A 13,490-nucleotide genomic window follows, 5' to 3' on the forward strand; every position below is an offset into this window, starting at 1 on the left:
GTCGGGCCGCGTTAGCCCCGGGCTCCACACAAAGCCGCTTCGAGCGGCCTTCGCGCCGACAGGCGCTTCTGCGGTCCGACGTCGCTCACACTTCCGGGAGTGCGGTGAGTTCGCTCACGGTTCACCTTCCCGACGCCTGCAGGTCACGCCTGGTGATTGCGCGTTCACCGAAACGCTGCCCTAGCCTGTCTGCGACATCCCCCCTCCCGTCATCGGAGAACTCCTGTGCGACTGCGCCTGACACCGCGCGACACGTCCTTCTTCGACCTGTTCGCCGCGTCCGCGCAGCACCTGGTCACCGGGGCGAACATCCTCGCGGAGATGCTGGGCGCCGACCGTCAGGCCCGCAAGGTCCTCGCGAAGCGGATGAGCGACGCGGAGCACCTCGCGGACGAGGCCACGCACTCGATCATGCGGCGGCTGAACCAGACCTTCGTCACCCCGTTCGACCGGGACGACATCTACGCGCTCGCGTCGAACCTCGACGACTGCATGGACTTCATGGAGGAGGCGGCCGACCTCATCGTGCTCTACCGGCTCGACGGGCTGCCGCCGCGCGTCGCCGACCAGGTGCAGGTCCTGCAGCGCGCCGCGGAGCTGACGGCGGAGGCGATGCCCCGGCTGCGCTCCATGTCGGACCTGCACGAGTACTGGGTCGAGGTGAACCGGCTGGAGAACCAGGCGGACAAGGCCTACCGCAAGCTGCTCGCCGAGCTCTTCGACGAGGTGACCGACCCGATCCTCCTCATGAAGCTCAAGGAGGTCGTCGAGAAGCTCGAGGACGCGGCCGACGCTTTCGAGAAGGTGGCGAACACCGTCGAGACCATCGCGCTCAAGGAGTCCTGAGCCCCGGTGGAGATTGCTCTCGTCGTCGTCGTCGTCGCGTTCGCCCTGGGGTTCGACTACACCAACGGCTTCCACGACGCCGCCAACGCCATCGCGACCTCGGTCTCCACCCGGGCGCTGACGCCTCGGGTCGCCCTGACCATGGCCGCCGTGTTCAACCTCGTCGGGGCCCTGCTCGGCACGGAGGTGGCCACCACCATCGGGTCCGGGATCATCGAGATCACCGGCGACTCCGGAGCCCACGGGCTCACCATCGTCCTGGCGGGGCTCATCGGCGCCATCGTCTGGAACCTCATCACCTGGTGGCTGGGCCTGCCGTCCTCGTCGACGCACGCCCTCATCGGCGGTCTCACCGGGGCGGGGGTGGCGTCGGCGACGACCGTGCACTGGGACGTGATCCTCAACAAGGTCGCCATCCCGATGATCCTGTCGCCGCTGATCGGCTTCGGGCTGGCCTACCTCCTCATGGTCGCGGTCCTGTGGGTGTTCCGGCGCGCCGCGCCCGCCAAGGCCCAGCGTCGCTTCCGCCTGGCCCAGACGGCGTCCGCCGCCGCCATGTCCCTGGGCCACGGCCTGCAGGACGCCCAGAAGACGATGGGCGTCATCGTCCTCGCCCTGGTGGCCGGCGGGCTGCACGAGGGCGACGAGATCCCGCTGTGGGTCAAGCTCTCCGCCGCCACCGCGATCTCCCTGGGGACGTACTCCGGCGGCTGGCGCATCATGCGCACGCTCGGCCGGCGGATCATCGAGCTGGACCCGGCCCGGGGCTTCGTCGCGGAGACCGTCGCGGCGTCGGTCCTCTACACGACGGCGTTCGTGTTCGCCGCCCCCGTCTCCACGACGCACACGATCACCTCGGCGATCATGGGGGTCGGCGCCACCAAGCGGCTGTCCGCGGTGCGCTGGGGTGTCGCCAAGAACATCGGCCTGGCGTGGGTCCTGACGATCCCGATGGCCGCGCTCGTCGCCGCGATCATGTACTTCGTGCTGCGACCCTTCCTCGGCTGAGCCGCCCGACCCGGGTCGGTCGGCGCCGGTCCGCGACCCCTAGTCCAGCCGGTCCGACCGCCACAGCGCGGCGGCCTGCTCGAGCTCCTCCGCCGTCCGCACGAGCGAGCCGGCACCCCGCGTCATCCGCAGGGCCGCCTCGGCGTCACGGTCCTCCACGTGGTCCGCGTCGAAGGCGGCGCCCGTGGCGAGCACCCGGCAGAACGCCGCTCCCCGCTCGAGCGCGACCGCGAGGTCACCGGCGTAGACGCCGGACAGCACGGCGTCGACCACCTGACGCAGCTCGGCGGGGCCCGGCGCCTCCGCCACGCCCGCCACGACGACGTGCACCGGCGCCGCGGCCACGCCCATCCGGTACCGCTCGGCAAGGGTCTGCGGGTCGCGGCGCACCCACTCGCGGATGACGTAGAGCCGCCACAGGGCACCGGGCAGGGTGTCGGGCGGGCTGTCGGCCCACATCGCCGCGACGACGTCGAGCCCCTCGGCCTCCACGAGCCGGACCAGCCGCTCGACCACCTCGGGGTCGTCCATCGCCCGGGCCTGGTGCACGAGCGCGCCCGCGGTCGTGTGCGCCAGCTCGGACCGGACGGCCGGGTCGATGTCGCCCTGGAGCTCGTCCGCCTGGCGCGGGTCGAGCATCGCGGGACGTCGCGGCCGCCGGGGCGCGCTGGGATCGTGGCTCACCCGACCAGTTTCCACGAGGTGCGCTCCGGTCGCAGAGCGCCCGGACGCGGACGGGCCGGCGCGTGACGGCCCTCACGGGCCCGATCGTTGCACCGGGCAACCATCCGACCTACAGTTGCCCCAAGCAACTATTCGGAGGTGCCCGCATGACCACCGCCTCCTCGCCCCACGCCGGCCTCGTCGCCGCGATCGAGGACATGGCCCGCGCGCAGCGCGAGACCGGCGCCTGGCTCGCCCGGACGCTCGAGTGCGGGCGTGGCGGGCTGTCGGTGATCCGCGTGCTCGACCGTGGTCCACGTCAGGTGAGCGAGCTCGCGCAGCACCTGCGGGTCGACGTCTCGGTCGCGAGCCGCCAGGTGGCGGCACTGGCCGAGGCCGGGCTCGTCGACCGGGACGTCCCGGCGACCGACCGGCGCGCCCGGATGGTCGCCCTGACCGAGTCCGGCCGGGCCCTGGCCGTCCGGTCGTCGGCGGCCTCCGTCGAGCTCGCGGCGGCAGTCTTCGCCGACTGGGACCCGGCAGCGGTCGAGGCCGCGGCCGAGCAGTTCCGCCGGGTCGCCGACGCGGTGAGCCGCCACCACGGGCTCCCCGGCGCCCGCTCCGCCACCGCGACCCCGACCGCGACCACCGCAGCACCCCCCGCGCCACCAGCGCCCCCGGCACGCACAGCAGACACAGCACACGCAGCACCCGAGCCCCTGGAACGAGAGATCGCATGACCACCACCGCCCCACCCGCACCGACGAAGATGACGCACCGGCAGGTGCTCGAGGCGCTCTCCGGCATCCTCCTGGGCATGTTCGTGTCCATCCTGGCCACGAGCGTCGTCTCGTCGTCGCTGCCGCGGATCATCGCCGACCTGGACGGCACGCAGTCCGCGTTCACCTGGGTCGTGACCGCCACCCTGCTGACCACGACGATCTCCACGCCGGTCTGGGGCAAGCTCGCCGACCTCGTCGACCGCAAGCTGCTCATCCAGGTCGCGCTGGTGATCTCCGTCGTCTCCTCGGCGGTCGCCGGGTTCTCGGAGTCCACCGGGATGCTCATCACGATGCGCGCGTTCCAGGGCCTCGGCGCCGGCGGCCTGACCGCTCTGGGCACCGTGCTGATCGCCGACATCATCTCCCCGCGCGAGCGAGGCCGGTACATGGGCCTCATGGGTGCCGTCATGGGCGTCGGCATGGTCGGTGGCCCGCTGCTCGGCGGCGTCATCACCGACGGCCCGGGCTGGCGCTGGAACTTCTTCGTCGGCCTGCCGTTCGCGGTCGCGGCGATCGTCGTGCTGCAGCGCACGCTCAAGCTCCCGCCGTTGCCGCACCGCAAGGTGCAGATCGACTACGCGGGCGCGCTCCTGCTGTCCGGCGGCATCTCCGCCCTGCTGCTGTGGGTCACCTTCGCCGGCAACGAGTTCGACTGGATGTCCTGGCAGACGGCGGCCTTCCTGGTGGGCTCGGTCGCCCTGCTGGCCCTGGCCGTGCGGGTCGAGTCCCGCGCCGCCGAGCCGATCCTCCCGCTGCACCTGTTCCGCAACCGGACGCTGGTCCTCGCCGTCATCGCGAGCGTCGCGGTCGGCGTCGCCCTGTTCGGGACGTCGGTGTTCCTCAGCCAGTACATGCAGGTCGCCCGGGACAAGACGCCCACGCAGTCCGGCCTGCTCACCGTCCCGATGATCCTCGGCCTGCTCGTGTCCTCCACGGTGAGCGGCCGGATCATCTCCCGCACCGGGCGCTACAAGCGCTACATGATCGCCGGGGCGACGGTCCTGACCGCAGGCCTGGCGCTCATGGGCACGATCCGGTACGACACGAGCTTCGTGCTGGTCAGCCTCTACATGGCGATCCTCGGCGCCGGCGTCGGGATGCTCATGCAGAACCTCGTGCTCGCGACCCAGAACACCCTGGACGTCCGCGAGATGGGCAGCGGCACCGCGACGGTCGCGTTCTTCCGGACGCTCGGCGGCGCGGTCGGCGTCTCGGCCCTGGGTGCGGTGCTCGGCGCGCGGATCACCACGCTGCTGCTGCGGGGGCTGCAGGACGTCGGCGTCGACCCGGCCGCCCTGGGCGGCGACACCACCGCCGTCCCGGACGTCTCCACGATCCCCGAGCCGGTGCGCACGGTGGTCGAGTCGGCGTTCGGCGAGGGCATCGCGGACCTGTTCCTCATCGCGGTCCCGCTGGGGATCGTCGCGCTGGTCGCGGTCCTCTTCCTCCACGAGGTGCCGCTGGGCACCCGGTCCGGCGTCGAGCAGCGCCTCGCGAACGACGCCCTCGCGCAGGAGGGCAGCACGGCGGAGTCCACGCTGGACGCCACGCCCCGCACCTGACGCGCACGGCGCCTGCGGGCCGGTCCGCCGGTCCGCCGGCACCCCGACGCCGGCGGTGCACCCTCCCGGGTGCGCCGCCGGCGTCCGTCGTGGTGGGCGACGCGGGCGGCGGCCCGGGCCGGTCCGGCACCCCGTGCCCCGGGGGCCGGCGGGTCGCGGTGCCGGCCACGGGTCGACGCCACGGCAGGATGGGCGCGTGAGCGACCCCAACTCCCGCGTGGAGCGCGAGCTCGGCCTGCTCCTGCGCCGCGCCCACTCGTCGTCGAGCGCCGTCGCGGCACGCGTGCACCCGGACCTGGACGCCGCCGCCTACCCGCTGCTGGTCCGCATCGCGGCCGCCCCAGGGATGCGCTCGAGCGAGCTCGCGGACCACGTCGGCGTCGGCCGCGCGACCATCTCCCGGCAGGTGCGGCGGCTGGAGGACCTGGGCCTGCTCACGCGCCGGCCGGACCCGGACGACTCCCGCGGTCAGCAGCTGGAGCTCACCGCCGAGGGGGCGCGCCGGCTGGCCGAGGCCCAGGAGGCGCGCCGCGCGTGGCTGCGGGCCGCCCTCGCCTCGTGGGACGACGACGCCGTCGCCACGCTCGCCACGTCGCTCGAGCGTCTCAACCTGACGCTGGACCAGGTGACGCGGCGCCCCTGACGGCGGCGCGACCTCGGGGTCGTCCCCCCGCAGGACCCCACCGGCAGCGCCGGCGGCGTCCAGGCAGGCTCAGGCCGTCGGCTCGAAGGTCAGCGACACGGAGTTCATGCAGAACCGGTCACCGGTCGGCGTCTGCGGGGCGTCGTCGAACACGTGTCCCAGGTGCGACCCGCACCGCGCGCAGCGGACCTCCGTGCGCACCATGCCGAGGCTGGAGTCCTGCAGCAGCTCGACGGCGTCGCCGGCCAGCGGGGAGAAGAACGACGGCCACCCGCAGTGCGAGTCGAACTTGGTGTCCGAGCGGAACAGCTCGTTGCCGCACGCCCGGCAGCGGTAGACGCCCTCCCGCTGCTCGTCCAGCAGCGCCCCGGTCCAGGGCCGTTCGGTGCCCGCCCTCCGCAGCACGCTGAACTCCTGGGGCTCGAGCACCAGGCGCCACTCCTCGTCGGACCGCTCCACCTCGTACGGCATCGGTTCGTCCTCCCTCGTCGACCTGCGCCCAGCGTATGTCGGCGCGGGCGGTCGCCGCCCGGCACGCCGGGCGAGCGGGGTGCCCGCCGTCGGGGCTGCACCACCGACCGGGGACGACGCAGCCCGCGCCGGAGCATGGCTCCGACGCGGGCTGCAGGTCGACCGGGGCGCGGCTCAGCGCGAGCGGCGACGACCCGAGGACGCGCCACGGGACATCTCGACGGCACCGCTGCGGCCACCGGTCGAGGAGGAGTACACGGCGGTCGACCCGCCCTGCGGGGCGCGGGCCGGGCGCGCCGCACCCGAGGACGCACCGCCGGACCGGGCGCCGCCGGACCGGGCCTGGCCCGCAGCGGCCGCACCGGCGCCGGAGTGCCGGCGCTGGCCACCGGCGCGGGAGCCACGGCCCCCACCACCCGTGCCGGCGGCACGCGGCTGCGGCACCGACACCGGCTCGGGGGCCGGCATGACGATCGGCGCGACCTCCCCGACCAGCGCCTTGATGACCGGGGAGCCCGGTCCCACGCGCTGCGGGGTGACGGTGATCTTCGCCTGGCGGGTCAGCGTCTTCACGTCGCCGGCCTGCTCCGGGAGCATCACCGTGACGACGGCACCCTCGGCGCCGGCCCGGGCCGTCCGGCCCGAGCGGTGCAGGTACGCCTTGTGCTCGGCCGGCGGGTCGACGTGCACGACGAGCTCGACGTCGTCGACGTGGATCCCCCGCGCGGCGATGTCGGTCGCGCACAGCACGCGCACGTCACCGGAGGAGAACGCCGCGAGGTTGCGCTCACGGGCGGGCTGGCTCAGGTTGCCGTGCAGGTCCACCGCGGGGATCCCCGCGGCGGTCAGCTGCTTCGCGAGCTTCTTGGCCTGGTGCTTGGTGCGCGTGAACATGACCCGGCGGCCGGTGCCCGAGGCGAGCTCGTTGACGACGAGCTGCTTGGAGGCGGCGTCGTGCACGGCCAGCACGTGGTGCGTCATCTTGACGACCGGCGACTCGGCGGAGTCGACCGCGTGCGTCAGCGGGTCGGTCAGGTAGCGCTTGACCAGCAGGTCGACCCCGTTGTCCAGGGTCGCGGAGAACAGCATCCGCTGACCCTTCTTCGGGGTCTTGTCCATGATCCGCTTCACGCCGGGCAGGAAGCCGAGGTCGGCCATGTGGTCGGCCTCGTCCAGCACGGTGATCTCGACGCCGTCGAGCGTCAGCAGCCTTTGGTTGAGCAGGTCCTCCAGGCGGCCCGGGCAGGCGACGAGGATGTCGACGCCGCCGTTGAGGGCGGAGACCTGGCGGCTCTGCGAGACGCCACCGAAGACGACCGTGAGGCTCAGGCGCTCGGCCTTGGCCAGCGGCTCCAGGGTCGCGGCGATCTGGGTCGCCAGCTCACGGGTCGGGGCCAGCACCAGCGCGCGGGGGCGGGCGGGCTTCCGGGCGCTGCCCGACGCGGCCAGGCGGGCGACCATCGGCAGGGAGAACGCGAGCGTCTTGCCGGAGCCGGTGCGGCCACGGCCCAGGACGTCACGGCCCCGGAGGGTGTCCGGCAGGGTCGCGGTCTGGATGGGGAAGGCCTCGGTGATGCCGCCCGCGGTGAGCGAGCGGACGAGGGTCTCGGGCACGCCGAGGTCGGAGAAAGTAGGCATGAAGGTTCGCCTTTCCGGCGGTGGGGGTCGGGGCTCGCCGCGTGAACTCGCAGGTGCTCCACGACGTCGGAGGGCGCAGACAGCACCGCTCCTGCCAGCAAGTATGCCCTACAGGCGCCCGTCGCCCGGTGTGAGACGCGTCTCCCGGCGCGGCGCCGGCGGTCCGACCGCGGCGCCGACGCGGGTCCGGACCGCCCCGGCAGGTGCCGGCCGGCGTGCCTACGGTGGGCGGCGTGACCCTCGATCCGCTGGTGGAGATCTGGCAGCGCGCGACCGCGACGCAGCCGGCGCCGTCGGCTCTCGTGGTGGTGGCCACCGCGCTGCTCGCCGTCGTCGTCGTCGTCGTCCCCGGCGCGTGGCGCGTCGCCCGGCACGGCGTGACGCTCGTGCACGAGGCGGGGCACGCGACCGCGGCCGTGCTGACCGGACGGCGCCTGGCCGGGATCCGGCTGCACGCCGACACGTCCGGGCTGACCACGTCGGTGGGTCGGCCGCGCGGGCCCGGGATGGTCGCCACGGCGCTGGCCGGCTACGTCGCCCCGGGTCTGCTCGGGCTCGCCGCGGCGTGGCTGACCGCCAACGGCTGGGCGGTCGGGATGCTGTGGTGCCTGCTCGTCCTGGTCGTCGCGATCGGGGTGGGCGTCCGCAACCTGTTCGGTCTGTGGTCGGTGCTGGTGACCGGGGCGCTGCTGCTCGTCGTCACGTGGTGGGTCCCGCCGGTGTGGCAGACGGCGGTGGCCTACGCCGTCACCTGGTTCCTGCTGCTGGCCGCGCCCCGTCCCGTCCTGGAGCTGCAGCGCAGCCGGCGGCACGGACCCCGGACGTCGGACGCGGACGTGCTGGCCCGGCTCACGCGGGTGCCGAGCCTGGTGTGGATCGGGGTGTTCCTGGCCGTGACGCTCGCGACCGCGCTCGCCGGCGGCTCCCTGCTCACCAGCGGCACCCGCGGCACCAGCGGCATCAGCGGCATCAGCGGCATCAGCGGCATCAGCGGCACGGTCGGCGTGATCTAGCCCACGGGCGGTGGACCCGCCTCGACCGGCCTGCCTACCCTCGATGGCCACGTCCGGGCGGTGCGGTCCCCGCCGCCGGACACCCCCGACCACCCCCAGGCTCGCCCCCCGTGACTCCGCAGCCCCGCAGACGTCCCCCGCTCACCCGGTACTTCGCCGTCGTGAGCGTCGTCGCCATGCTCGTGCTCGGAGTGGCCCTGGCGACCACGACGACGACGATCATGCGGCGCCAGGCGCTGGCCCAGGCCGTCGAGCAGGCGCAGCACGTCGAGGCGCACCTCCACGCCGCCCTGCCGGTGGACGCCTACCGACTGGGTCTGGTCAGCGAGGAGCAGCGGGCCTCGGTCGGGTCGTCCCTGTCGGAGTTCGCGCCCCGGCTCGTGGGCCTGCGCCTGTGGACGGTCAACGGCGAGGTGCTCTACGACCCGTCGTCCACCGAGCCCACCGGGTTCCCCGACACCACCCGGCTGGACGCCGCCGTCCGGCAGGGGCGCTCGACGGCCGACACCGACGTCCGGCGGGCCGGGCTCCGCCTGGACGTCCCCGCCGCCGACGCGCCCGCCGCGGAGGCCGAGCTCGACGTGGTCAGCGTGTACGTGCCGGTCACCTACGGCGACCAGCGCGTCGGTGCGGCCGAGGTGGTGCTCGACCACTCCGCCACCAGCGCGACGCTGCGCGAGGGGATCCGCACCGTGACCCTGGTGACCATCACCGGGCTGGTCCTGCTGTGGCTGCTGCTGTTCCGGGTGGTGCGGACCTTCTCCAGCCGGCTGCAGTCCAACGCCCTGGAGAACGCCCGCCTGGCGCTGCTGGACTCCCTCACCGGCCTGCCGAACCGGCGGATGCTGCGCGACCGGCTGGACCGCGCGGTGAGCGCCGCCCGCGGGGACGGCACCGGGGTTGGCCTGCTCCTGCTGGACGTCGACCGGTTCAAGGACATCAACGACTCCCTGGGCCACGACCGGGGCGACGTCCTGCTCGAGCAGGTCGCCCGAAGGCTGGAGGGCAGCCTGCGCGAGGGCGACCTCGTCGCCCGGCTCGGCGGCGACGAGTTCGCGGTCCTGCTGCCCGACGTCCCGTCGGTCGAGGACGCCCGCCGGCTCGCCGAGCGCGTGCGCGGGGTGTTCGTCGCCCCGTTCGACCTCGGCGAGATCGAGCTGCACGTGGAGACCTCCATCGGGGTCGCGTGCCTGCCCGAGCACGCCGGGGACGCCTCCTCCCTCATGCGCAAGGCCGACGTCGCGATGTACACCGCCAAGGCGCACCGCCTCGGGGTCGCCGTCTACTCCCCGGACGCGGACGACTCGTCCCCGGCCCGCCTGGTCCTGCTCGGCGACCTGCACCGTGCGCTCGAGCGGCCCGACGAGATGCTGATGCACTACCAGCCGAAGGTCGACCTGAGCACGGGCCTGACGGTCGGCGTCGAGGCGCTCATGCGCTGGGACCACCCCACCCGCGGCACGCTCGGGCCGAACCTGTTCATCCCGCTCGCCGAGCAGACCGGGCTCATCACCACACTCACCCGGTTCGCCCTGGTCACCGCGATCCAGCAGGTGGCCCGGTGGCGCGACTCCGGGGCGGCGCTTCCGGTCGCCGTCAACCTCTCGGCGCACAACGTGACCTCCCTGGACGTCGCGGACCTGATCGAGCAGCTGCTCGCCACCTACGGGGTCCCGGCGTCCCTGCTGCAGGTCGAGATCACCGAGACCGCGCTGGTGGCCGCGCCGTCCCGGATCGTGCCGGTGCTCGACCGGCTGCAGGCCATCGGCGTGCAGGTCGCCATCGACGACTTCGGCATCGGCAACACCTCGATCTCCCAGCTGCGGGACCTGCCGGTGTCCCAGCTGAAGATCGACCGCCTGTTCGTCCAGGACCTCTCGGCCGGCCGCGGCCGGCCCGGGTCCGCGCCGGTCGTGCGGGCGATGGTCGACCTGGCGCACTCGTTCGGGCTGACGGTCGTGGCCGAGGGCGTCGAGGACGAGGTGACCGCCGCCCGGCTGGCCGAGCTCGGCGTCGACCAGGCCCAGGGGTACCTCTACTCCCCCGCCGTCCCGGCCGACGACGTCGCGGCGGCCCGCACCGAGCTGGTCGCCGACCGGCCGCCGGCACCGGCGGGGACCGCGCCGGTGGTCCCTGCGCCGATGGTCCCCACGGCGGCGGCGGCGCCCGCGGCGCTCGCGGAGGCGGCGCCCACCGGGATCGTCGCGTCGGCCGTCCCGGCGGACCGACGGGCGCCCGGCCGCGCGGTTCGTCCGACCTAGCGACACCAATCCGGGCAAACCCCTCAACACGGCCCGTCGCGGTCCGATGGGGGGCACATGAGCAGCCCTGCCCGGCCGGACATGGACGACCTCCTGCAGGAGATGATCGCGCCCGCCACCCCCAGCGCGGCCGACCGCGCCCGGCGTCGCCGGCTGGCCGCGAGCGCCGCGACCGTCGGCCTGGGCCTGGTCGGCGTGACGTCGCTGACCACCTCCGCGCTGTTCACCGACAACGACTCCGTCTCGGGGGGCGGCTTCACGACCGGCACCGTCGACGTCGGCCTCACGGCCGCCGAGACGTTCCTGGAGGTCGCCTCCATGGTCCCCGGGGACGCGGCGTACCAGCCGCTCACGGTGCGCAACGACGGATCGCTCGGGTACCGCTACGCCGTCGAGAAGTCCTTCGCCGACACCGGTGACGCGGCGCTGTCCGGCCAGCTCCAGCTCGCGGTGTACTCCGTCGTGGACGAGGCGTCGTGCACCGCCGACGGCGTCGCGGGCCTGCAGCCGCTGCGGGCACCCGCCCCGGTCGCCGCGGACGGGCCGGTTTTGATCGGCGACCGCACCACCGGCGGCCAGGCCGGCGACCGGCTGGTCGTCGCGACCGACGTGGACGTCCTGTGCTTCGGCCTGTACCTGCCGCCGGAGACCGACAACACCTTCCAGAACGCCTCGACGACCCTGGGCCTGACGGTCTGGGCCGAGCAGTCCGCGCACAACGACTGACCCATGACCCTCCTCCCCGTGCCGACCGCCCCTCGACGGCGACCCGGCCCGCGCCTGCGCCTGCGCCTGCGCCTGCGCCTGCGCCTGCGAAGGGTCGACCGGGGTCGCGCCGTGCGCACCGCGCTGTGGTCGCTCGTCGTGGTGTGCGCCGGCGCGTACGCCGCGTCGCTGCTGGTGCCGTTCTGGTACGGGCTGCACGACCAGCGCCTGCTGATCGTCACGTCCGGGTCCATGGCGCCGGCCTTCCGCGCCGGTGACGCGGTGGTCCTGCAGCCGGTCGAGGACCCGTCCGACCTGCGCACCGGTCAGGTCGTCTCCTTCTGGCCGCCCGGCTCCGACGAGCTGGTGACGCACCGGATCGAGGAGCTCACGCGCCGGCCCGTCCTGGAGCAGCAGGAGGCGACCGGCCGGATGGTCCCCGTGCTGGACCGGGCCGGCCGGCCGATCCTGCGCGAGTACCTGGTCACCCGCGGCGACGCCAATCCCACCCGCGACCCCGACGCCGTCCCGGTGTCCCGGGTCCGCGGCGTCGTGCTCGCGGCCCACGCCCACTGGGGCGCGGTGCTGAGCTGGGCGCACAGCGACCTGGGCCGGCTGGTCATGCTGGCTCCCCCGCTGGCCGCGCTCGCCGGGATGGAGGTCACCGCCGTGGTCCGGGCACGCCGTGAGCGACCCGACCGCGCCGCCCGCGACCGAGGACGGACCGATGAGCTCGTCCTCGACTAGGCACCGGGTCGCGCTCGTCGCCCTGGCCGGGCTCACCTGCCTCGTGCCGGCCGGCCTCGTCGCGGCACCCGAGCGCACGTCGGCGACCTTCACCGCCTCGGCGTCCGCCGGCGGGGCGGTCACGACGACGGCCGCGTGCGTCGGCGACCCGTCCACCTTCACCTCGGGTCGGCTCGACGCCGCCACCCCGCTGCTGCGCTGGAGCTTCTCCCGCCCGGGGGCGGACCCGGCCGTCCCCTCCGGCTCCGCCACGGCCGGCCTGCTGCAGTGCGACCCGGTCGACCTCGCCGCGGGCGGGGACGCCGGGACGTCGGCGGTGCGGTCCCTCGACCTCGCCGGCACCGTGGGCGGCGGCCCCACCTCGGGTCCGGTCCTGCCCGCGGGCCCGGCGACCCTGCTGCTGTGGGTGCAGGTCGGTGCCGGCGACGGCGAGCTGGCCTCGCTCTCGGTCACGACCCCGCAGAGCCTGCCCGCCGACCCTGCGGACGCCGGCGCCCTCCAGGGCCTGTCGGCCTCCGACTCCCTCTCGGACCCGGCTCCCGCGGCAGGCTCCACGCCGTCCGCGACGGCGACCGGGTCCGCCGAGGCCCCGATCGAGGGCGCGCCGGCACCCGACACCGCGCCCAGCACGCCAGACCCGTCGGACCCGTCGGACCCGTCGGACCCGTCCGACCCGGCGGACGAGCCTGCGGACCCGCCCGGCACGCCGTCGGACGCACCCGACGGTCCGGACGCGCCGGCCGCCGGTCCGGACACCCCCCGGCCCGCCGACCTCCTGGTCCTCGGCGTGGCCGGCGACCTCCTGGTCCTGAGCCACGTCCACGCCGACGGGACGACCACCGTCCTGGCGAGCGTCCCGCTGGGGCGGGACGACGTCCACCTCGTCGCGGTCGGACTCGGCGCGGAGGTGGACGGCGCCGCACCCGTCACGCTGGCGGTCGACGACGGCGCAGCCACCGCCCCGGTCCCGTTCGCGGGCACGCCGGCCGGCGCGTCGCTGACCGTGGGCGCCCGGCCCGGTGCGACGCCGCCCGTCGGACGGGTGGACGAGGTGACCCTGCTGTCCGGTGACCTCGACCCGGCGGCGCGCTCGGAGCTGCTGTCGGCCGACCGCTGGTGGTCCCCGACCGGCGCCTGACGGGCGCCTGACC

13 protein-coding genes are annotated in these 13,490 nt (G+C 74.6%); 10 read left to right on the forward strand and 3 right to left on the reverse strand.

Going from position 1 to position 13,490, the window contains the following annotated elements:
* Positions 1 to 225 precede the first annotated feature (225 nt).
* Together CAE01nite_RS13580 and CAE01nite_RS13585 are read left to right on the forward strand one after the other, a co-directional pair.
* A complete protein-coding gene (locus tag CAE01nite_RS13580) occupies positions 226 to 846 on the forward strand; it encodes a DUF47 domain-containing protein (protein WP_146905522.1) in 621 nt (206 codons plus the stop codon).
* Between the two features lie 6 nt (positions 847 to 852).
* Positions 853 to 1,854 carry an inorganic phosphate transporter gene (locus CAE01nite_RS13585; protein WP_146905524.1) on the forward strand — a complete coding sequence of 334 codons (1,002 nt, stop codon included), beginning with the start codon at positions 853 to 855 and terminating at the stop codon, positions 1,852 to 1,854.
* A 39-nt stretch (positions 1,855 to 1,893) separates the two neighbouring features.
* On the opposite strand, the gene CAE01nite_RS13590 is transcribed toward CAE01nite_RS13585, so the two are convergent.
* A complete protein-coding gene (locus CAE01nite_RS13590; protein ID WP_146905647.1) occupies positions 1,894 to 2,493 on the reverse strand; it encodes a hypothetical protein in 600 nt (199 codons plus the stop codon).
* 191 nt (positions 2,494 to 2,684) lie between these two features.
* Here CAE01nite_RS13590 and CAE01nite_RS13595 point away from each other — a divergent pair, with 191 nt between their 5' ends.
* From CAE01nite_RS13595 to CAE01nite_RS13605, 3 genes are all read left to right on the forward strand, one after another.
* Positions 2,685 to 3,257, forward strand: coding sequence for a MarR family winged helix-turn-helix transcriptional regulator (locus CAE01nite_RS13595; RefSeq protein ID WP_146905526.1), 573 nt, complete (start codon positions 2,685 to 2,687; stop codon positions 3,255 to 3,257).
* Positions 3,254 to 4,861, forward strand: coding sequence for an MDR family MFS transporter (locus tag CAE01nite_RS13600; RefSeq protein WP_246131206.1), 1,608 nt, complete (start codon positions 3,254 to 3,256; stop codon positions 4,859 to 4,861). Before CAE01nite_RS13595 ends, CAE01nite_RS13600 begins: the two co-directional genes overlap by 4 nt.
* A 196-nt stretch (positions 4,862 to 5,057) precedes the next feature.
* Positions 5,058 to 5,504, forward strand: a complete 447-nt coding sequence (locus CAE01nite_RS13605) for a MarR family winged helix-turn-helix transcriptional regulator (RefSeq protein WP_146905529.1) — start codon at positions 5,058 to 5,060, stop codon at positions 5,502 to 5,504.
* A gap of 69 nt (positions 5,505 to 5,573) precedes the next feature.
* Here the strand turns inward: CAE01nite_RS13605 and msrB are convergent, their stop codons facing one another.
* Positions 5,574 to 5,975, reverse strand: coding sequence for a peptide-methionine (R)-S-oxide reductase MsrB (msrB, locus tag CAE01nite_RS13610; protein ID WP_146905532.1), 402 nt, complete (start codon positions 5,973 to 5,975; stop codon positions 5,574 to 5,576).
* 174 nt (positions 5,976 to 6,149) lie between these two features.
* Positions 6,150 to 7,613: a DEAD/DEAH box helicase gene (locus CAE01nite_RS13615; RefSeq protein ID WP_146905535.1), complete on the reverse strand. Its 1,464-nt coding sequence runs from the start codon at positions 7,611 to 7,613 to the stop codon at positions 6,150 to 6,152.
* Positions 7,614 to 7,846: 233 nt separating this feature from the next.
* Between CAE01nite_RS13615 and CAE01nite_RS13620 the strand changes: the two genes are divergently transcribed.
* From CAE01nite_RS13620 to CAE01nite_RS13640, 5 genes are all read left to right on the forward strand, one after another.
* A complete protein-coding gene (locus tag CAE01nite_RS13620; RefSeq protein ID WP_222595928.1) occupies positions 7,847 to 8,626 on the forward strand; it encodes a M50 family metallopeptidase in 780 nt (259 codons plus the stop codon).
* A 110-nt stretch (positions 8,627 to 8,736) separates the two neighbouring features.
* Positions 8,737 to 10,887, forward strand: a complete 2,151-nt coding sequence (locus CAE01nite_RS13625) for a putative bifunctional diguanylate cyclase/phosphodiesterase (RefSeq protein ID WP_246131207.1) — start codon at positions 8,737 to 8,739, stop codon at positions 10,885 to 10,887.
* A 57-nt stretch (positions 10,888 to 10,944) separates the two neighbouring features.
* Positions 10,945 to 11,613, forward strand: a complete 669-nt coding sequence (locus CAE01nite_RS13630; protein ID WP_146905538.1) for a TasA family protein — start codon at positions 10,945 to 10,947, stop codon at positions 11,611 to 11,613.
* Between the two features lie 3 nt (positions 11,614 to 11,616).
* Positions 11,617 to 12,339 (forward strand): signal peptidase I, encoded by a 723-nt coding sequence (locus tag CAE01nite_RS13635; protein ID WP_146905540.1) that lies wholly within the window; start codon positions 11,617 to 11,619, stop codon positions 12,337 to 12,339.
* On the forward strand, positions 12,320 to 13,477 hold the full coding sequence (locus tag CAE01nite_RS13640) for a hypothetical protein (RefSeq protein ID WP_146905543.1): 1,158 nt from the start codon (positions 12,320 to 12,322) through the stop codon (positions 13,475 to 13,477). Before CAE01nite_RS13635 ends, CAE01nite_RS13640 begins: the two co-directional genes overlap by 20 nt.
* Positions 13,478 to 13,490: the final 13 nt, after the last annotated feature.

Source organism: Cellulomonas aerilata (genome assembly GCF_007991755.1).
Classification (GTDB): domain Bacteria; phylum Actinomycetota; class Actinomycetes; order Actinomycetales; family Cellulomonadaceae; genus Pengzhenrongella; species Pengzhenrongella aerilata.